Annotated in this window: 16 protein-coding genes and 1 riboswitch; of the genes, 2 read left to right on the forward strand and 14 right to left on the reverse strand. The window is 72.3% G+C overall.

Going from position 1 to position 19,754, the window contains the following annotated elements:
• Positions 1-73 precede the first annotated feature (73 nt).
• Positions 74-505 (reverse strand): gamma-glutamylcyclotransferase family protein, encoded by a 432-nt coding sequence (locus ACWDBE_RS16710; protein ID WP_449788769.1) that lies wholly within the window; start codon positions 503-505, stop codon positions 74-76.
• A gap of 132 nt (positions 506-637) precedes the next feature.
• On the opposite strand from ACWDBE_RS16710, the gene ACWDBE_RS16715 reads away from it, so the two are divergent.
• Positions 638-1,771, forward strand: a complete 1,134-nt coding sequence (locus ACWDBE_RS16715; protein WP_449808390.1) for an EamA family transporter — start codon at positions 638-640, stop codon at positions 1,769-1,771.
• Between the two features lie 96 nt (positions 1,772-1,867).
• On the opposite strand, the gene ACWDBE_RS16720 is transcribed toward ACWDBE_RS16715, so the two are convergent.
• The 6 genes from ACWDBE_RS16720 to ACWDBE_RS16745 all read right to left on the reverse strand — a co-directional run bounded on the left by ACWDBE_RS16720 (position 1,868) and on the right by ACWDBE_RS16745 (position 8,846).
• Positions 1,868-2,431 (reverse strand): EF-hand domain-containing protein, encoded by a 564-nt coding sequence (locus ACWDBE_RS16720; RefSeq protein ID WP_392875545.1) that lies wholly within the window; start codon positions 2,429-2,431, stop codon positions 1,868-1,870.
• A 113-nt stretch (positions 2,432-2,544) separates the two neighbouring features.
• A complete protein-coding gene (locus tag ACWDBE_RS16725) occupies positions 2,545-2,958 on the reverse strand; it encodes a cytidine deaminase family protein (protein ID WP_402408488.1) in 414 nt (137 codons plus the stop codon).
• Positions 2,959-3,021: 63 nt separating this feature from the next.
• On the reverse strand, positions 3,022-4,737 hold the full coding sequence (locus tag ACWDBE_RS16730) for a dipeptide ABC transporter ATP-binding protein (RefSeq protein ID WP_449808391.1): 1,716 nt from the start codon (positions 4,735-4,737) through the stop codon (positions 3,022-3,024).
• A 14-nt stretch (positions 4,738-4,751) separates the two neighbouring features.
• Positions 4,752-5,744 (reverse strand): ABC transporter permease, encoded by a 993-nt coding sequence (locus ACWDBE_RS16735; protein WP_449808392.1) that lies wholly within the window; start codon positions 5,742-5,744, stop codon positions 4,752-4,754.
• A 168-nt stretch (positions 5,745-5,912) separates the two neighbouring features.
• Entirely contained in the window at positions 5,913-7,673 is a 1,761-nt protein-coding gene (locus ACWDBE_RS16740; protein ID WP_449808393.1) for an ABC transporter substrate-binding protein, read from the reverse strand.
• Between the two features lie 141 nt (positions 7,674-7,814).
• The gene (locus ACWDBE_RS16745) at positions 7,815-8,846 is read right to left on the reverse strand and encodes an ABC transporter permease (protein WP_449808394.1); all 1,032 of its coding nucleotides are present in this window, start codon (positions 8,844-8,846) and stop codon (positions 7,815-7,817) included.
• 304 nt (positions 8,847-9,150) lie between these two features.
• Positions 9,151-9,247, forward strand: a riboswitch (ZMP/ZTP riboswitch).
• A gap of 20 nt (positions 9,248-9,267) precedes the next feature.
• Between ACWDBE_RS16745 and ACWDBE_RS16750 the strand changes: the two genes are divergently transcribed.
• A complete protein-coding gene (locus tag ACWDBE_RS16750; protein ID WP_449788763.1) occupies positions 9,268-10,725 on the forward strand; it encodes a glycine hydroxymethyltransferase in 1,458 nt (485 codons plus the stop codon).
• Between the two features lie 164 nt (positions 10,726-10,889).
• Here the strand turns inward: ACWDBE_RS16750 and ACWDBE_RS16755 are convergent, their stop codons facing one another.
• The 7 genes from ACWDBE_RS16755 to ACWDBE_RS16785 form a co-directional block, all read right to left on the reverse strand.
• Positions 10,890-13,007 carry a hypothetical protein gene (locus tag ACWDBE_RS16755; RefSeq protein ID WP_449808395.1) on the reverse strand — a complete coding sequence of 706 codons (2,118 nt, stop codon included), beginning with the start codon at positions 13,005-13,007 and terminating at the stop codon, positions 10,890-10,892.
• Positions 13,004-13,771: a hypothetical protein gene (locus ACWDBE_RS16760; RefSeq protein ID WP_449808396.1), complete on the reverse strand. Its 768-nt coding sequence runs from the start codon at positions 13,769-13,771 to the stop codon at positions 13,004-13,006. Before ACWDBE_RS16760 ends, ACWDBE_RS16755 begins: the two co-directional genes overlap by 4 nt.
• Positions 13,772-13,944: 173 nt before the next feature.
• The gene (locus ACWDBE_RS16765) at positions 13,945-14,598 is read right to left on the reverse strand and encodes a Crp/Fnr family transcriptional regulator (RefSeq protein ID WP_449808397.1); all 654 of its coding nucleotides are present in this window, start codon (positions 14,596-14,598) and stop codon (positions 13,945-13,947) included.
• Positions 14,599-14,667: 69 nt separating this feature from the next.
• Complete coding sequence (locus tag ACWDBE_RS16770) at positions 14,668-15,432, reverse strand: Pycsar system effector family protein (protein ID WP_449808398.1); 765 nt, start codon at positions 15,430-15,432, stop codon at positions 14,668-14,670.
• Positions 15,433-15,472: 40 nt separating this feature from the next.
• Positions 15,473-16,924: an aldehyde dehydrogenase family protein gene (locus ACWDBE_RS16775; protein ID WP_449808399.1), complete on the reverse strand. Its 1,452-nt coding sequence runs from the start codon at positions 16,922-16,924 to the stop codon at positions 15,473-15,475.
• 130 nt (positions 16,925-17,054) lie between these two features.
• A complete protein-coding gene (locus ACWDBE_RS16780; RefSeq protein ID WP_449808431.1) occupies positions 17,055-17,519 on the reverse strand; it encodes a DUF6624 domain-containing protein in 465 nt (154 codons plus the stop codon).
• Between the two features lie 406 nt (positions 17,520-17,925).
• Entirely contained in the window at positions 17,926-19,572 is a 1,647-nt protein-coding gene (locus ACWDBE_RS16785; protein WP_449788757.1) for an APC family permease, read from the reverse strand.
• Between the last annotated feature and the right edge of the window lie 182 nt (positions 19,573-19,754).

Below are 19,754 nucleotides of genomic sequence, written 5' to 3' on the forward strand. Positions count from 1 at the left end.
ACAGGCGACAGATTCCAGATTTCAGATGACAGGTGACAGATGACAGCGAACAGATTTCAAACTCTGTTCGCTGTCATCTGTCACCCGCCTCCCAGTCCCCCGACTCGATCAGCGCCGGCTGCTCCCGCAGCCGCGCCTCGGCCCTCGGTCCGGCGAGGTAGACCCAGGCCTCGCGCGGCTCGCCCGTCGCCGTCCGCACCGTCAGCCGTCGCCGCACATACAGCCCGGTCCCGTCTGCCCGGCAGTCCTCCAGCCGGTCCAGCGCCTCCAGGGCTCCGGCGTACGCGCCCGGGCGTACGGTGACGAGCTCGCCCAGGATCCGGCGCCCGGGCGCCGGATCCGCAACCGCATACGGGAAGCCGGGGCCCTCGTGCAGCGCGGCGCCCTCCAGTACTGCCGGCCGGATCTCGGCGTACCGTCCGGCCAGGTGGACGGCATGATTGCGGCCGCCGCTGCGCAGAGTGCCGTACACGAAGAACGGCAGGGCCTCCTCGGATGCGGACACGGGTTCGACCTCCTCGTCGGGGAGCGCCCACGGTACGTCCTGCGGTCCGACTTCTGATACCGACTGGCGCGCCGGGCCGTCCATGCGCTGTCATGTCGGATGTTCGGCCAGCACCGTCCAAGGGGGACACGCATGACATCGCCCGCTTCACCCTCCCAACCGGCCGCTACCCCCGGCTCAGCTCCCGACACCCCCGACACCCCCGGCATCCCCGGCATCCCCGCCGCCACCGCCACCGAAGCGAAGAGCAAGGCCATGACCAAGGCAGCCCCGACCCCCACCCCGCCCACCGACGCGGGCCCCGCCGCCCGTCTCGGCGGCGCGGTCTGGCTCGCCCTCCTCGTGGTCTACGTCGTCTGGGGCTCGACCTACCTGGCGATCCGGATCGCCGTGGAGACGATGCCCTCCTTCCTCTCCGCCAGCGCCCGCTTCCTCACCGCCGGCCTGCTGCTGGCCGGCTACCTCCTGGTGCGCCAGGGCCCGGCCGGTCTGAAGGTGACCCGGCGGCAGCTGGCCTCCTCCGCCCTGGTCGGCCTGCTGCTGCTGACCGGCGGCAACGGCATGGTGGTCCTGGGCGAGACCTCCGTCCCCTCCGGCCTGGCCGCCCTGCTGGTGGCCGCGGTCCCCCTGTGGATGGTGGTGCTGACGGCGTTCGGCGGAGAGCGCCCGAGGCCCGCCGAGCTGGCCGGGGTGCTGCTCGGCCTGGTCGGCCTCGGCGTCCTGTCGGCCCCCGCGATCGGCGGGTCGATCGAGCCGGGCGGCGTGATCCTGATCATCGGCGCCACCCTGCTCTGGGCGACCGGCTCCTTCGTGAGCAAGAAGATCCCCATGCCCGGCAACGTGCTCGCCGCGAGCGCCTTCCAGATGCTGGCCGGCGGCCTCGGCAACCTGGTGGTCGGACTGGGCCGCGGTGAGCAGCACGGGCTGGACCTCGGGGCGATCTCCGGCCGGTCCTGGCTGGCCCTCGCCTACCTGGTGCTGTTCGGCTCGCTGCTCGCCTTCACCGCGTACGCCTGGCTGCTGCGCGCCGCGCCGCTGACCCTGGTGGCTACCTACGCGTACGTGAACCCGGTGGTCGCGGTGCTGCTGGGCTGGCTGATCCTGGCCGAGCCGCTGACCGGCCCGACCCTCGCGGGCGGCGCGATCGTGGTGGCGGGCGTCTGCCTGGTGGTGAGCGTCAGCCGGCGGCGTCCGGGCCGCTCGTCGAGCGCCGGGAGTCCGGCCCGCCGGGAACGTCAGCCCCGCCGGGAACGTCAGGCCGGCTGAACCGGCTGAACCGGCCGAACCGGCCGTCCCGGCTGAACCGGCCGTCCCGGCCTTCCGACCGGGACGATCCCCCTGGCCTGCCGCCCGACGTTCGGCTCAGAAGGAGTGCGGCGCCCTGCCCGTCCACCAGTTGCCGGGAGCGTCCGGGTCGCGGCTGGTCCAGAACTCGATGATCGCGTTGGTGAACTCGGCCGCGGAGAGCACGCCGTCGCCGTCGGTGTCGAGGTGGCGGAAGGCCTCGTCGGCGTCGTCGCGGGAGAGGCCGGCGAAGTGGCCGCGCTGGAAGACGAAGAACTCGCCGGCGTCCACCGTCCCGCTGCGGTCGGCGTCGGCGACGGCGAGGAAGGCGCGGGCGAGTGCGCCGAGGATGTCCTGCGCGGCCTCCGGGTCGTCGGCGAGCGAGCCGGTCGAGGCGACGAACTGCTGGCGGGTGATCGCCTCGGTGCCGGCGGGCAGCCGGGCGAGGTGCAGGTCGTGCCAGGTCGTCAGGTAGGCGCGCACTATCACGGCCTCCGCCTCGGAACCCTCCTGGTGGCCGAGCGAGCGGGCCACCGAGAGGCCCATCAGGACGTGGTCCCGCTCGGTGAGCAGGCCGTCGCCGTCGGCGTCGAGGTGATCGAAGCCGTGGTTGATCTTTGCGATGAGCAGGTCGTCCGACAAATGTGCCCCCTCGGTTGGTGATTCCTTGCCCGGGTCTCCTACGTCACACCGCCTGCACGCTAGCGCCTCGAACCGGAGCGGCGCAGCCGAACGAAGGGTGCACGACCTTCCGTTCACTCCTCCTGGTGGTCGGCCCAGACGTACGCCCCCGGCAGAAGGGCCGACACCGGCACGGTGCGCAGCTCCGGCCCCCGCCCGACGATGACCCCCACCTCGGGGAAGTAGTCCAGCAGCACCTGCCGGCACCGCCCGCACGGCGGGATCACCCCGCGTTCCCGGTCGCCCACGGCCACCACGGTGGTGAGCTCGTACGCCCCCTGGCCGGCCGCCGCGCCGATGAGCACCAGCTCGGCACACGGCCCGCCGGTGAAGTGGTAGGCGTTCAGCGCGGTGACGATCCGCCCGTCGGCATTGCGGCCCGCGGCCGCCACGGTGTGGTTGTCGCCCCGCGCGTACCGTCGAGCGACCTCCAGGGCCGCCTCCACGAGTTCCTCGTCCACGGTCGTCCGGTCGCTGGTGGTGGACATCGTCGCTGCACCTCTCCGATTGCGTCCGACGGGTCCGGTCCCGTCCGACGGGCCTCGATCATCTCAGTGCGCCGCCGCCAGCAGCTCCCGCGTGTACTCGGTGTGCGGCGCCTCGAACAACCGGTCCCGGTCGGTGGACTCGACCAGCCGGCCCCGGTGCATCACCGCCACCCGGTCGCAGAAGTGCCGTACCACCGCGAGGTCGTGGGAGACGAACAGGAAGGCGACGCCGAGCCGTTCGCGCAGCTCCATCAGCAGGTTGAGCACCTGGGCCTGTACCGACACGTCGAGTGCGGAGACCGGCTCGTCGGCGATGATCAGGCGCGGCTGCGGGGCGAGCGCCCGGGCGATGCCGATCCGCTGGCGCTGTCCGCCGGAGAACTCGTGCGGGTAGCGGTCCAGGTGCCGGGCCTCCAGCCCGACCTGCTCCAGCAACTCGGCGGAGCGCTCCCGCCGTTCGGCCGGGCTCAGCGAGGTGTGCAGGCGCAGCGGGGTGTCCAGGGTCCGGGCGATGGTCCGGCGCGGGTTGAGCGAGGCGTACGGGTCCTGGAAGACCAGCTGGATCTCCCGGCTGAGCCGCTTGCGCAGCTCCCGGTCCGGCCGGGTGACGTCCTGCCCGTCGTACGACACCCGTCCGCCGGTGGGCCGTTGCAGCCCGGCCAGGACCCGTGAGGTGGTGGACTTGCCGGAGCCGGACTCGCCGACCAGCCCGAGCGTCTCGCCGGGGGCGATCCGCAGGCCGACCCCCTCGACCGCCCGGACCGGTTCGGCCCGCAGGCCGGGGAAGCGCCGGCGACCGGGGAAGTGCACGGACAGGTCCTCCACCTCGACCAGCCAGCGCTCGGGATGCCGGACGGTCCGCGGCCGGAACGTCCGGGACGGCGCCGGCTCGTCGACCGTCGGCAGGGCGGTGCCCGGTACCGAGTCCAGCCGGAGCGCCGCGCCCACCAGCGCCCGGGTGTACGGCTCGCGCGGTGCGGACAGCAGCTCGGCGGTCGGCGCGGACTCGATCCCGACCCCGCCGCGCAGCACCAGCGTGCGGTCCGTCGTCCCGGCGACCACGCCCAGGTCATGGCTGACCAGCAGCACCGCCGTCCCGTGCTCGCGCTGCAACTCGCCGAGCAGGTCCAGAACCTGCCGCTGGACGCGGGCGTCCAGGGCGGTGGTCGGCTCGTCCGCGATGATCAGCCGGGGGTCGTTCATCAGGGCCATCGCGATCATCACGCGCTGGCGCATGCCACCGGAGAATTGGTGCGGAAAGTCGCGGGACCTGGCCGCCGGGATGCCCACCCGGTCGAGCATCTCGCCCGCCCGCCGGCCAGCCTCGGCCCGGCCGGCGCCCGGGTGGTGCAGCCGGTACATCTCGGCGAGCTGGGCGCCCACACCGTGGAAGGGGCTGAGCGAGGTGAGCGCGTCCTGGAAGACCAGTGCGGCCGTCCCGCCCCGCACCCCGCGCAGCGCGGACTCCTCGGCGCCGACCACCTCCTGCCCGCCCAGCCGGATCGAGCCGGTGACGGTGGTGGTGCGCGGGTCGTGCAGGCCGAGGACGGCGAGCCCGACGGTCGACTTGCCGGAGCCCGACTCGCCCACCAGGCCAAGGACCTCACCCGGCGCGAGGTCGAACGACAGGCCCCGGACGGCGGTCACCGGCGCGCCGCCGCGCGGGTCGGCGAAGGCGACGGTCAGGTCGCGGACGCTCAGCACGGGCTCGACGCCCGTCTCCCCGGCGGCCTTCGCTGAGACGGTCTTCACGCCGTCCCCCGGAACAGTGGATCTCATCGACGGACTCCCCATCAGCTCAGCCGGACACGCGGGTCGAGCCAGGCGACCGCGAGGTCGGCCAGCGCGACGAACAGCACCATGAAGCAGGCGGCCAGCAGCACCGCGCCGACCACGGCGGGCAGGTCCTGCCCGCCGACGGCCTCCGCGGCGAACCGCCCGACCCCGTTCAGCCCGAACACCGTCTCGGTGATCACGGCCCCGCCGAGCAGCGCCCCGGCCTCCAGCCCGATCAGCTGCACCAGCGGTCCCGCGGCGCCGCGCGAGGTGTACTTGAGGTGGGCGCGCAGCCGTCCCAGGCCCTTGCCGCGGGCCGTGCGGACGTACTCCTCGTTCATCGTCTCCAGCAGCTGCGAGCGCGAGAGCCGGGCGAACACGGCCGAGTTGACGAAGCCGAGGACGAGCCAGGGGAGCAGCATCCCGCCCGCCCAGGCGGCCGGGTCGTCGGCCGGCGCGGTGTAGGAGGGCAGCGGCAGCAGCCCGGTGGAGTACACCAGCAGCCACTGCGCGACGTACCCGAGGAAGTAGATCTGCACGCTCGCGCCGACCAGGGTGAAGCCCGACAGCAGCCGGTCGGTCCGCCGCCCGTGCCGCAGCGCGGAGACGAACCCGGTGCCGAGGCCGAACACCAGCAGGACGGCGAGCGCCCCGGCGGTCAGCGAGAGGGTGACGGGCAGGTGGTCGGCGAGCGCCTCGGTGACCGGCTGGTGCAGCCGGTAGGAGTAGCCGAGGCACGGGGCGTCGCAGTGGATGGTCGAGCCGTCCACGTCGCCGATGTCCCGCCCGGCGACGACCCCGACCAGGTAGTCGGTGTACTGGGTGAGCAGCGGCTGGTCCAGGCCCATGCTCTGGCGGACCGCCGCGACCTGCCCGCTGTCGCAGCGCGGGCCGCAGGCGGCGCGGGCCGGGTCGGCGGGCGCGGCGTAGAAGAGGGCGAAGGCGGCGGCGGAGACCGCGACCAGGACCGCGAGGGCCTGGGCGGTCCGCCGCAGGACGAAGGAGAGCATGGCCGATCCGGGGTCGACGTGACGGGGGAGGCGTTAGAGGGGGACGGGCGGAAGGAGGGGACAGGTGGAAGAAGCGAAGAAGCGAAGAAGCGAAGAAGCGAAGAAGCGAGGACGAAGGGGCCCGCGCCCGTTCCACCGAGGAACCCGGGGCGGGAGCGGGCCCGGCCGTCAGGACTTCAGGTACAGCCAGGCCAGCGAGACCGTCCCGTAGATCGGGTGGATGAACGCCCCGCCGACGTTGCTGCCGCGCAGCTGGTTGACGGTCGGGTAGGCGAACGGCAGCACCGGCACGTCCTTCATCACGGTCTGCTCCAGCGCGTACAGCTCCTTGGCCTTGGCGCGCGGCTCGCCGATCTGGTTGATCCGGTCGATCTCCTTGTCGACCTCCGGGTTGCGGTAGCGCGCTGAGTTGATGTCGCTGCCGGCCCGGCCGTCGAAGGAGAACGGGACGAGGGTGGACGGGGTCGGCCAGTCGACCGAGCTGGTCTCCTCGAACAGGTCGTACGGGGAGTCGGCGCGGTGCACCTCGTCCAGGAAGGCCTTGGGGTCGACCGGCTTGGGCACGACGGTGATCCCGGCCTTGCCGAAGCCCTCGACCAGCACCTGCGCGACGCGCTGCCCGGTCGGGGTGTTCCGGTACGCGTAGGTCAGGCTGCCGGGCGCCTGCTTGGCCTTGGCGAGCGCGGCCTTCGCGGCCTCCGGGTCGCCCTCGGGCCTGGCCGGGTAGAGGTCGTACTTCTGGTAGTCGATCAGCGCGGGCGAGCTGAGCGTGGTGGCCAGCTCGCCGGTGCGGGCGCCGCCCTGGACCTGACGGGCCTGCTGGCGCGGGTAGGCCAGGTGCAGCGCCTTGCGGACCTCGACGTCCGGCACCCGCTCGTTGTTGATCATCAGCTGGGTGACGAAGGCGCCCTGCCGGCCGGAGACGACCAGTTCCCCGGCCTTCGGATCGCTGTCGGTGGTCTGGTACAGCTCGGCGGAGAGGGTGTCGGACGCGGTGGTGGCGTTGGCGCCGCCGTCCCGGCCGGAGAGGATCTCCTGGTTGAGGTTGAGCGCCTCCTTGCCGTACGTGAAGACGAACTTCTCCGGGTACTGGCTGCGGATCGGGTCGGTCTCGGGCTTCCAGGCGGGGTTGCGCTCCAGCACCATGCGGGTGTTCTGGACGTGCTCGACGATCCGGTACGGGCCGGTCGCGAACGGCAGGCGGTCGTAGTCCGTCCCGGTGTCCTTGTCCCGGCGCACCGGCGAGGAGGAGGACTGCGCGGCCATGTACGGCACGTCGGCCTGCGGCTGCGGGAAGTGGAAGACGATGGTGCGTTCGTCCGGCGTCTCGATCGCGTCCAGGTCGCCGGCCTGCGGGCCCGCGTACTTGGCGCGCGCCGCCTCGTAGCTCGCCTCGCCGGTGAGCCACTGCGGCCAGTACGGCGGGCCGACCTCGTAGCCCTTGCCGAAGGTGCGCTCGATGCCGTACTTGACGTCCCCGGCGGTGATCGGCTGACCGTCCTCCCAGGCGACGCCCGCCTTGAGCCGGTACGTCCAGGTGCGCCCGCCGTCGGTCGGGGTGCCGGTGTCGGTGGCCAGGTCGCCGACCAGCTTGGCCTTGCCGTCCACGACCTGGTACTGGGTCAGCTGGCGGCCCCAGAGCAGCGAGGCGTTGTAGGTGGCACCCGCGTAGACCTTCTGCGGGTCGAGGTGGCGGAACTCGACGCTGTTGTACACGTTCACCGTGCCGCCGGCGCGGGCGCCGGGGACGGCCGGGGCCGGGCCGGCGCTCTCCTGCTCGCTGCCGAGCACGGCGGTCAGCGGGGACGTCTCCTTGGCGGAGGCCCCGGCAGCACCGCCGGATCCCGCGGTGCTGCCCGCGCCGGCCGAGCAGGAGGTCGCCAGCAGGACGGTGGCGACGACGGCGAGGGACGATCTGGTCCAGCGCATGGCGAATCTCTCCTTGTCCCGGCGGATCGTGCCGGGACGGGCTCGGTTGAACGAAAGAGGGGCGAATGGAAGAGGGGATCGAAAGGGGGAACGGAAGGGAGCGGACGAGGGGCTTCAGCGGGCGGCGCCCGGTGAGAGCCTTCAGCGGGCGCCGCCGACGCGCGGGTCCAGCGCGTCCCGGACGGCGTCGCCGAGCAGGTTGAAGGCGATGACGAACAGCAGCAGCGCCACCCCGGGGAACACCATGTAGGTGGGGTCGGCCCGGAAGACCTCGGAGCCGCGCGCGATCATCCGCCCCCAGTCCGGGACCGGCTCGGTGACGCCGACGCCGAGGAAGGACAGCGCGGCCTCGGACGCGACGAACGTCGGGACCGCCATGGTGGCGTGCACCAGCAGCTGCGAGCGGACATTCGGCAGCAGTTCGTGGACGACGACATGGAACCGGCTCGCACCCTGGGCCCGCGCGGACTGCACGAAATCCCTTTCCCGGAGCGAGCGGACGGTGGCCCGCAGGGAAAGCGCGAGCGGAATCCAGCCGAACGCCGAGAAAACCAGGACCAGCACCAGGAACTGCATCCACTCCGGTTCCGCGGTGCCCGGGTCGACCAGCCGGGACTGGATCACCGGGCTGAGCGCGAGCAGCAGGAGCAGCGTGGGAAAGGCCAGCAGCACATTGGCGAGGAATCCGAACAGCCGGTCCGTGACCCCGCCGAGGTAGCCCACCGCGACACCGGCGAGCACCCCCAGCGTGGTGGTCACCGCGGCGGCCGCGAAGGCGATCAGCAGCGAGGTGCGCATGCCGTACAGCAGCTGGGTGAACACGTCCCGGCCGAGACCGGGTTCCAGGCCGAACCAGAAGTCCCCGGAGATGCCGCCGTTCGGCAGCATTGGCAGGCCACCATCGCTGAGCAGGCCGGGAACGTTCTGGCCGTAGTGGTCGACCGGGTTCTTCCCGTACAGCGCCGCGACCAGCGGGGCGCCGAGGGCGAGCAGCAGGAACAGCACCACCACCGCCAGGGCGGCGGCGCCGACCCGGTCCCGCAGGATCCGGCGGAGCGGCCCGGGGGCTGCGGGCGCGCGGCCTGCCGCCGTGGTCGGGGTGGTGTCCGCGCCGGTGCTTGGGCCAGCGCCGGTGCTTGGGCCGGTGCTTGGGCCGGTGTCGACCACTGCCATGAGGCGTAACCCCCGAATTCTCCGCCGCCCCATGGGTGAGGGTGCGCTGGTGTGCATTTCCGGTGCGGCCTCCGGAGGTTTCCCGAAAGCCGTTCGGGCGACATTTGATCGGATGCGTCCGAGGTTCCGCAAATCACCTCCGGGGCTCGTTCGAGCCATTCCTGCGGAACTGTTTCGGGAAATGTGGCGGCTTCATTTCGCCGAAACACCGGCGTTGCAATAGAACGGATAAAGCGGGACAAAACGGACTGCCCGTTCCGCATTCTGAGACCTCCGCCACAGTCCCTCGGGGGTTGATACGATCCCGGTGGGCCGCAACTGGCGCGTAGGGATGGAATCAACCATCGGGAAGCGGCCCCGTGAACCCTCACGTGAAGTTGCCGAGCGCCTGGGCCCCCGCAATCCCCACCAGGAGACCGCCATGGCCCAGCAGCCCCACACCACCGCCTCCGCCGCGGCCGACACCGCCTTCCGCAGCGCCCTCGACGTGGTCGCCGGCGTCGAACCGAGGATCGCCGCCGCCATCGGACAGGAACTCGCGGACCAGCGCGACTCGCTCAAGCTGATCGCCAGCGAGAACTACGCCTCCCCGGCCGTCCTGCTCACCATGGGCAACTGGCTCAGCGACAAGTACGCCGAGGGAACCGTCGGCCGCCGCTTCTACGCGGGCTGCCGCAACGTCGACACCGTCGAGAGCATCGCCGCCGAGCACGCCCGCGAGCTGTTCGGCGCCGACCACGCCTACGTCCAGCCGCACTCCGGCATCGACGCCAACCTCACCGCCTTCTGGGCCGTCCTCTCCCAGCGGGTCGAGAGCCCGGCCCTGGAGCGCGCCGCGGTGCGCAACGTCAACGACCTCACCGACGAGGACTGGGCGCGACTGCGCCAGGAGCTCGGCAACCAGCGGATGCTCGGCATGTCCCTGGACACCGGCGGCCACCTCACCCACGGCTTCCGGCCCAACATCTCGGGCAAGATGTTCGAGCAGCGCAGCTACGGCACCGACCCGGCCACCGGCCTGATCGACTACGACGCGCTGCGCGAGACCGCCCGCGAGTTCCGCCCGCTGATCATCGTGGCAGGCTATTCCGCCTACCCGCGGCTGGTGGACTTCCGCAGGATGCGCGAGATCGCGGACGAGGTCGGCGCGACCCTCATGGTCGACATGGCGCACTTCGCCGGCCTGGTCGCGGGCAAGGTGCTGACCGGTGACCACGACCCGGTCCCGTACGCCCACATCGTCACCACCACCACCCACAAGTCCCTGCGCGGACCGCGCGGCGGCATGGTGCTGTGCCAGTCCGAACTGGCCGAGCACGTCGACCGCGGCTGCCCGCTGGTGCTCGGCGGCCCGCTCTCGCACGTCATGGCCGCCAAGGCGGTCGCCCTCGCGGAGGCCCGCCGCCCCGAGTTCCAGGCGTACGCCCGCGCCGTCGTCGCCAACGCCCGGGCGCTGGCCGAGGGCCTGCTGCGCCGCGGCGGCAAGCTGGTCACCGGGGGCACCGACAACCACCTGGTCCTCGCCGACGTCTCCGGCTACGGCCTGACCGGCCGCCAGGCCGAGGCGGCCCTGCTCGACTCGGGCATCGTCACCAACCGCAACTCCGTCCCGCAGGACCCGAACGGCGCCTGGTACACCTCGGGCGTCCGCCTCGGCACCCCGGCCCTCACCACCCGCGGCCTCGGCACCGCGGAGATGGACGAGATCGCCGACCTGATCCACACCGTCCTGACCGCCACCACCCCCACCACCACCGCCAAGGGCTCCCCGTCCAAGGCCGCCTACACCCTGGACGCCGCCCTCCGCGACGCCACCGCCAAGCGCGCCGCCGACCTGCTCACCCCGTACCCGCTCTACCCGGGCGTCGACCTGGCCTGACGGCGAACGACAGGCGGCGGACGGCCTGCAGAAGACAGCCGACAGCGAACAGATGACAGATTTCGAAATCTGTCATCTGTCATCTGTTCGCTGAAAGTCGTCGGCTGAAGGCCGTCAGCCATCAGCTGCCGGCCGTGAGCTGCCGGCCGTGAGCGGGCCTCAGGTCACCGCAGCCGGACCAACGAGGCCCAGACGTCATCGCCGACCTGGGTGCCGTCGGGCAGCGCCAGTCGGTCGACCTGGCGGAAGAAGTCGATTCCGGCGTCCCGCGACGAGTGCCCGCCCAGCGCGGGCACGACCCGGTCCCGGACGGCGGCGTACGCCTCGGTGTCGGTCGCCGCGGCCTCGAACCACGCGCAGATGGCGGTGACCGCCCGGGGCTCGAACTGCGGGTCCGCCAGGAGGTCCCGCAGGCCTTCGTCGATCTCGGTACGAGCCTTCTCGTTGGCCGTACCGAGCAGCCAGGGCCACGGGCCGTCGAACTGCCCCATCAGCGCCAGCATGGCGATCTTCCCGGATCGGGCGGCCTTCTTCTCGCGCCAGCGCAGCACCTCGGAGAGCAGCAGGTTCCGTCCCTCCTCCCGGTGGCCGAGACGACGGAAGATGGCCAGGACACTGCCGAGGAGGGACTGGTCCCTCGAAGTCGAGGCGACCCGGCGCAGCCGCGTCATCGCCTTGCGGTGCCCCCTGCCCCCCGGGTCCTCGGCGCTCAGGACGCGCTCCGCCACGTCGACCACCACGGACTGCGTCCCGTGGCGGCGGTCGTCGGCCCAGTCGTAGAGCCGGGCCCACGCGGCCCGCTCCATCCCCGCGTCCTCGAGCACGCGAGCCATGACGGCCGCGCACATGTCCGACCGCCCGGACTCGTGGGCGGTGTCGCGGATCTCGGTCAGAACCGTCGGCGCCCCGTGCCGGGCGGCCAGCGTGGTCAGGGCTGCGACGCTCTTGTCCGCCTCGCCCCGCTCGGCCGGGGCGGTCGCGATCAGCCACTCCAGCAGGACGGACCGCATGTCCTCGTAGTTGTCCCAGACGTACGTGAGGACGGCCTGGCCGTAGCCAGGACGACTGAGCGAGACGATGTCCTGGGAACTCACCGTCGCGTGCAGCGCGGTGAGCCGCTGCCGCAGTCCGCGTCCGGCGAAGACCTGACCGAGGTTCGTCGGAGCGTGCGTCCGGTCCTTCTTGGCGATCAACTCCTCCAAGGCGCGGGCGTCCCGCGAGATCCTGGCGGCCGGCGCGACCCGGTGGAGGGCGAGGGAGAGCAACAGGCAGCGGTCGGGCAGGGACAGCGCACCACCGCTGTCGCCGCCGTGTGCGAAGACGCCGTCCAACTCGGTGCGCCAGTCGCCGAGGGCGTTCTCGACGCTCGTGCGGAGTTCGGGATGGCAGGCGTCGTCGCCCGCCTCACCGGGCCGACCGAGTCCCTCCTCGATCCAGCCGGCCTCCTCCGGGTGGTCGCGCTTGAACTCCAGCCACTGTTCGGCCACGGCGCCGGCCGCGCGCACCGCCTCCACCGCGTTGCGCAGGGACGACAGATGGACCCGGGCGGTGTCCGACCGGAGGTACGGCACGAGCCAGGACATGCCGGCCGCCGTCAGATGGCGCGCCGCGACGGCGTACGGCTCCGGCGGGGAGCGGAGCTCAACCACCCGGACCCCGGGCGCGACGGGCCAGGTCCGCTGTTCGGTCCACAGATCCGCCGCGATGTTGAGGACCCAGAGCGATCGGGCCTGCCGCAGCATCGGGACGCTTCCGGCGACGTCGTCGAGGAACGTCGTCGACGGTCGGTCGGTCTGCGGGTCCTTGAGGTCCAACTGGTAGGCCCGTCCGGGATCCCGGCGGATCCTCGAGACCCTCGGGCGCGGTCCGTCCGGTTCGAGTTCGACGAGTTCCATCTCGTCCGGCGCGTGGCTCGCCAGCAGGTGGTGGACGAAGGTGGTCGAGCCGTAGCCGCGCGGGGCCACCACGATGATCACCCGCACCCCGGGGTCCGCCAGCGCGTCGATCAGCTGCGTTCGGACGGTGTTCCAGGTGGACGGGAGGGCGAACGTCCGGGATTCGAGCAGCTTGGTGCGGTCCAGCGTCCTGGCCTCGAGGAAGTCCTGACGGATCTCCTGGTACATCCTGTCGACCTGGCCGACGGCGATCCCGACGTCCGCCATGAACGTCAACGAGGGCGCAGCGCGCTCCGGCGTGACGGGTTTCCTGGTGGTACCGGCCGGACCGGTGCGGACCGGCGCGGGCAGGAAGGCCTGAATCCGCTCCAAGTCGTCCATGGTCATGCGAAGTTGACGCCCCCCACGTTCAGGGTCTCGACTGATCCGACGGCTGTGCCGACATTGCCGTTGAAGGTGAGCTGCGGACCGGCCGTGGGGCTCGGTGCGGGCTCCACGGCAGGCTCCTCCCGGCCGAGGGCCGCCTTGACCGTCGCGGGCGCGAGCCGCGGTACGTGGACCCACGCGGCGCGCTGGAACCGCTTCTTCGGCACGGCCGCCGAGACGTCCAGGAAGTCCCGCTCGGACAGCGTGCGGGTGCGCCCGGCGGCGACGGCCCGCCGGTGGACCTCGTCCGAGACGATCGCCGCGACGAACGAGTCGTGTTCCGCGGCCACCCCGGCCGCGGCGCGGACCTCGTCACTGTCCACCAGACGGCACGCGTCGTTGACGGCATCGCCCCGGTGGTCGGGGGAGAGCGGGCCGAGGTGGACGCTCAGCCGGGTCCGCAGGACCGGCTCGTGGGCGCGTCGCTCCCGGTTGTGGCGGTGCAACGCGTCCTCCAGGAGCGCGATGCCCGGGTCGACCAGCCGCACGACCTTCGCGGCGGGCACGATCCTGATCCAGCCGTCCCCCGTATCGCTGCCCCGGCGTTCGTCGGCCCAGAGAGCGGCCAGGCCGATGCGGGTGAAGGTCTCGGCGACGGCGGCGTCCAGTGCGGCCCGAAGGCCGGGCATCGCGGTCTCCGGCACCTTGCTGTAGCCGACGATGTCGACCACGAGGATGGCGAGGTCGGGCGGGAGGTCGTCCCAGTCGACGGGGGCGGGGAGCATGTCTGTCTGTCCTCCTGGTGCGGGTGCGGGTGCGGGTGCGGGTGCGAGCGGGGCGCCGGGGCCGGAGTCCGCGCGCTCGGCAGCGATCATGCCTCCGAGCGGGCGGTCGGTGCTGCCCAACGGATGGCAGGACGGAAGTGAGCTGCGCCACTGCGCGGCCGACGTCCGCGGTCCTACCGCTCCGCGGCGTGCGCGCGCAGCGACGGCAAGTCGGTCACCGTCACACCGCCGCCCGGAGCCGTGGTCAGCCAGCCGTGCCGGCTCCACTCCACCAAGACCTTGCCGACGGCGTTGCGCGAGGCGCCGATGAGCCTGGCGAGGTCCTCCTGCGGCAGCCGGATCCGGGACGGGCCGCCGGAGGCCGCCGGGCCGGAGAGCCGCATGAGGAGACCGGACAGCCGGAGCGCCACGGATCCGGTCGCGAGTTCCAGCCTGGTCTGGTCGGCCTCGCGGAGCCGGCTGTAGGAGTGCCTGAGCAAAGGTCGCAGCAGGCCGTGCGATTCGACGAAGTCCGTGAAGTCCACGGCCGGGACCACGCGAACCCGGCAGGGTTCGAGGGTCCGTACGGTCGCGCTGCGCACGCCCTCCGCCAACACCGACATCTCGCCGAGGAGTTCGCCGTCGCCGCGGACCGCGAGCAGCTGCTCACTGCCGAGCGGGCCGTCGGCGGTCACCATCACACTGCCGGTCTCCAGGAGCACGACGCAGGTGGCCGGTCCGTCCTGCCGCAGCAGGGTGGCGCGGGACGCGCGGTGGCGCACCGGCGCCAACCGTTGGAGGAGCGCCCACTTCTCGTCACTCAGGAACTCTCGGTGTGACTCCTGCACGTGGCGCCTCCGGTGGCCGGGTCCGCGGTCGGCGGACTGCCGGTTCGCCGGCCGGACACTGTGATCCGCTCAGTGTGCCGCAAGAACCAGAACCGCGGCCAGTGTGCCCAACACCAGCCCGCAGGACAGCAGATCGACCGCACGCCGAAGGAGGCGGTACTTCCGCAGGACCAGCCGGGAAAGCTCCACCAAACGCTGCGCGTGCGCCGTCGCGAGATCCCCGGAACTCCGCTCCGAGAATGACTCGACCAACTGTTCCGGCGTCAAACTGGCGAATTCCAGATAGGACAGGGCACGGTGGCCCTCGTGGCGGAGCTGGGGCCTGGCGGCCGCCAGCGACAGGGCGAGCGAGCCGACCAGGAGGGTGATGACGCCCAGGAGCGTCGCCTTGGCCAGCGGGGAGAGCGGAGGCAGCGTGCTGCTCAGCGCGGTCGCCATGGTGATGCCTCCGACGGCCGCGGCTCCGATGCCGGTGGCCTTGGCGTCGCTCCGTTGCAGCTCTGCCAGGACCTCCTGGGTGGACGACGCCAGCCGGCCCGGGGCCTGAGGGCCGGTCGGACCGGTGGCAAGGGGGCGGATCGCTCGCATGACGGGGCCTTCCCTCGATTGACGGGTCTCGGTGGCCCCAGTGTCCGCGCGATCCGCGTTCCGTACTGCCCAGTGGATGGCCGATCCGCCGAGACGTGGGTCACCCTCCCATGCCGGGAAGGGCCCGTCGGTGCGCGGCGAACGGACGGCGACGCACAGCTGACGACGAACAGAGAACAGCGAACGACGAACAGAGAACAGCGAACGACGAACAGCGAACAGATGGCAGATTTCAAAATCTGTCATCTGTTCGCCGTCATCTGTTCGCCGAAGGCCGTCAGTCCCGCTAGTACTGCAGGGACTTGTACTGGAGGAACTCCTCCAGCCCGTGGCGGCCCAGCTCCCGGCCGAGGCCCGAGCTCTTGTAGCCGCCGAAGGGGGCGAGCGGGTTGAAGCGGCCGCCGTTGAGGTCGACCTGGCCGGTGTCGAGGCGGCGGGCGAAGACGGCGGCGGTGTCGGTGTCGCGGGCCCAGACGCCCCCGGACAGGCCGTACGGGGTGCCGTTGGCGAGTTCGGCGGCGTGGTCCTCGTCGCGGTAGCGCATGATCGCCAGGACGGGGCCGAAGACCTCCTCCTGGGCCACCGTCATCTCCGGGGTCACGTCGGCGAGCACCGTCGGGTGGACGTAGTAGCCCGCGGGCAGGTCGGCGACCGGCTCCGAACCGCCGACGACCAGCCGGGCGCCCTCGGCCAGCGCGCCGTCGATGTAGCCGCGAACCCGGGCCAGCTGCCTGGCGTTGACCAGCGGGCCCATCCGGGTCTGCGGGTCGGTCGGGTCGCCCGGCCGGTACTGGGCGGCGACCTCCGCGGCCCGGGCGACCGCCTCCTCGTACTGGTCCTGGTGAACCAGCAGCCGGGTCAGCGCGCTGCAGGTCTGGCCCGAGTTGGCGAAGACGTTGGCGACGTTCGCCTTGACCGCGCGGGCCAGGTCGGCACCGGGCAGCACCACGTTGGCCGACTTGCCGCCCAGCTCCAGGGAGACCCGCTTCAGCCCCCGGCCGGCCGTCTCGGCGACCTGCCGGCCGACGGCGGTGGAGCCGGTGAACGAGACCAGGTCCACCTCCCGGTGCCCGACGAGCGCCGCGCCCGCCACCGCGCCGGTGCCGGTCACCAGGTTGAAGGCGCCCGCCGGGAACGCGGCCTCGTGCACCAGCCGGGCGAACAGCCGGGCCACCAGCGGGGTGTCCTCGGCCGGCTTGAGGACCACCGGGCAGCCGGCCGCCAGCGCCGGGACGGCCTTGGCCACGATCTGGTGCAGCGGGTAGTTCCACGGCGTGATCGCCGCGACCACCCCGGCCGGCTCGGCGTGCACCACGGAGTTGCCGATCCGCTCCTCGAAGGGGTGCTCGGCGAGCAGGGACAGGTAGGAGGTCGCCACGGCGAGCGGCAGCCCTGCGTGCACGGCACCGGTGAAGCCGACCGGCGAGCCGAGCTCGGCGACGACCGTCTCGGTGATCTCGCCCTGCGCGGCGGCGATCCCGTCCCGCAGCCGGGTCAGCAGCGCCAGCCGCTCCTCGCGGGTGATCGCGCCCCAGCCGCGGGCCGCCCGCCGGGCCGCCGTCACCGCCGCGTCGACGTCGATCACGCCGCCGGCCGGCACCGTGGCCAGCACCTGCTCGGTCGCCGGGTTCAGCACGGTGATGGACCCGGTGTCCCCGGAGGGCCGCCACTCGCCGTCGATGTACTGGTCGCCGTGCTCCGGATACTCCGCGTCCTGCCGCACCGATCGTCCCCTCATCAGCTCATCCACTCGACCCGCCTTGACTAGCAGCGCTAGTGGGAGGTCAGTCAATGCGGCGCGGGCGGCCGCGCGCAAGAGTCAATCCGGATCGGCGGACCGGACGGTTACCTCCGAGCGGACCGGACGGTTACCTCGGAGCGAACCGTGCGGTGTACTCGTCGAACGGCTCGATGCCCACCTCCGCCCGCCGCTCGTCCAGCCGCTCCGGCTCCTCGCACGGCCACGGCACCGGGCGGCCCTCCGCCACCGCGCCGATCTGCGTTCCGTAGCGCTGCTCCCGCCCCTCGTTGACCGCCAGCCGGTCCTCGAGGAAGGCCAGGTCGCGGGCGCTCGCCTCGCCCCGGGCGACGGCCTCGCCCATCAGCGCCGCCGCCCGCCGCTGGACGTCGAGCTGCCGGTCCGCGTGCTGCGCCACCAGCCAGGCCGCCCGGGCGGCCTCGGGGCCGACGGCCTGCTCGGTCGGCCAGCCGTGCGCCGCCATGATCTCCGCGAGCCGGTCCCCGTGCCGGACGGTGAGCCGCCGCCACGCCGCCTGCTCGGCCAGGTCGGGGCTGTTCGCGAACCGGGCGGCCGCGCCGTCCTCGGCCATCATCCCGGTCAGCTCCGCGGCCAGCCGCCCGGCCACTCCCTCGACCGCCCCCGCGCCTGTCCCCGCGCCTGCTCCCTCGACCGCCCGCGCGCCTGCCCCCTCGACAGGCTCCCCGCCCGGAGCCGCCCCCGCCTGGCCGTCCCGCCGCCGTACGTCCGCCATGCCGATCCGCTCCTCCGGCCCGGGCCCTCCCACCGAGGGCCGCCCGCCACCACGCTAGGCGCGGACATCGCGACGAAGATCATCCCCGAAGACGGTGACCCGGGGGTGCCGCCCGCGGCAGAATGGATCCACACCGGGAACGGAGCGCACCGCGCACCCTCCCCAGGGACGCCGAAGGGCCGGTCGGACGAATCCGACCGGCCCTTCACCGTGAGCCGGCGCGTTCATGCGCCCGCCCGTCTCCGCCTCAGACCCGCGAGGCCTCCGCGGCGTCGACCGGAGCGGCGCCCTCGGCCTGCGCGATCTCCTCGCGGACCGCGGCCAGCGAGGGGTTGGCCCAGGCGCTGGCGACGCCCCAGCGGTAGAACGCCAGCCCGATCGCGGCGACGATCAGCAGGTCCCAGCCCTCCGGCAGGTAGCCGTGCCCACCGAAGTCGGCGCTGCCCGCCCAGGAGACGCCGGCCATCACGAACAGGTACGCGACCATCCAGGCGCCCGCCTTCAGGTGCGGCTTCAGCTCGGCGAACGGCTTGCGCAGCTCGTACCAGGCCCAGATCGGCAGACCGGCGGCCATCAGCAGGATGACCTTGCCGGTGAGCGGCCAGCGGGCCCAGTAGAGCACCAGCGAGCCGAACACCATCGCGACCGGGGCGATCACCGGCATGGCGCGCAGCCGCACCGGCCGGGGCAGGTCGGGGGCCAGGCGGCGCAGCGCCATCACGGCGACCGGGCCGGTGATGTACGAGATCACGGTGGCCACCGAGACGATCTCGGCCAGCGAGCCCCAGCCGCGGAAGACGGCGAGGAACATGAAGGCGACCACCAGGTTGAGCACCAGCGCCGGGCGCGGGATGCCGGTCTTGGCGTCGACCCGGCCGAAGACCTTCGGCAGGTGGCCGTTCTCCTGCACGCCGTGGATCATGCGCGAGGTGGTGGCGGCGTAGATCATGCCGGTGCCGGAGGGCGAGATGAAGGCGTCCGCGTACAGCGTGATCGCCAGCCAGTTGAGGCCCCAGGCGATGGCCAGGTCGGCCAGCGGCGAGGTGTAGGCGAGGTTGCTCCAGCCGTTCGCCAGGTCGCCGCCCGGGATGGCGCCGAGGAAGGCGATCTGCAGCGCGACGTAGATCACCAGGGCGATCAGGATCGAGCCGATGACGGCCTTCGGCAGCGACTTGCCGGGGTTGCGGGCCTCGCCGGCCATGTTGAGCGGGGACTGGAAGCCGTTGAAGGCCCAGACGATCCCGGAGACCGCGACGGCGGTGAACACCGCGCTCCAGCCGTTCGGCGCGAAGCCGCCGTGGTCGGTGAAGTGCGAGGTGTCGAAGTGCGCGAAGAGCAGCGCGCCGGCGGTCAGCGTCGGCACGACGACCTTGAAGACGGTGATCGCGGTGTTGGTCTTGGCGAACAGCGTGATCGCGAACCAGTTGAGGGCGAAGTAGACGAGCAGCAGCACGCTGGCGAGTGCCACGCCGCTGAGGGTCAACTCCTTGCCGTCGTACAACCCCTTCGCCCAGCCGAAGTCCCAGGAGCTCATGTACTGGACGGAGGCGGTGGCCTCACCCGGGATGACCGAGACGATGGCGATCCAGTTGGCCCAGGCGGCCAGGTAGCCGGCCAGCGAGCCGTGCGAGTACTGGCCGTACCGGACCATGCCGCCGGCCTTGGGGAACATCGAGCCCAGCTCGCTGTAGGTGAGCGCGATGGTCAGCGCCACCGCGGCGCCGATCACCCAGGCGAGGATCGAGGCGGGTCCGGCGAGCTTGGCGGCCCGCTCGGCACCGAACAACCAGCCGGATCCGATGATCGATCCCAGCCCGACCGCGGTCAGGCTGATCGTGCCGAGCGATCGGCGGTAGTTCTGGTGTGATGCCGTCGACGATTCGGGCTCACTCAACGTATCGGTCCTCTCGCTCGTGGTTCATCGGGTGGTGTCGTGTTTTTGCGATTTTGAGCCGGTATTTCAGCAAACGGAGAGCAGCCTATGTCCGAAAACGGGCGAAAACCTCAGAGGAAGCTCAGACCGTCCGATTGTTGCCATCTCGTGTCCGGCCTTCCCGGGCCGGTGCGGACCGGCGA

It is taken from the genome of Kitasatospora sp. NPDC001132 (genome assembly GCF_053598415.1).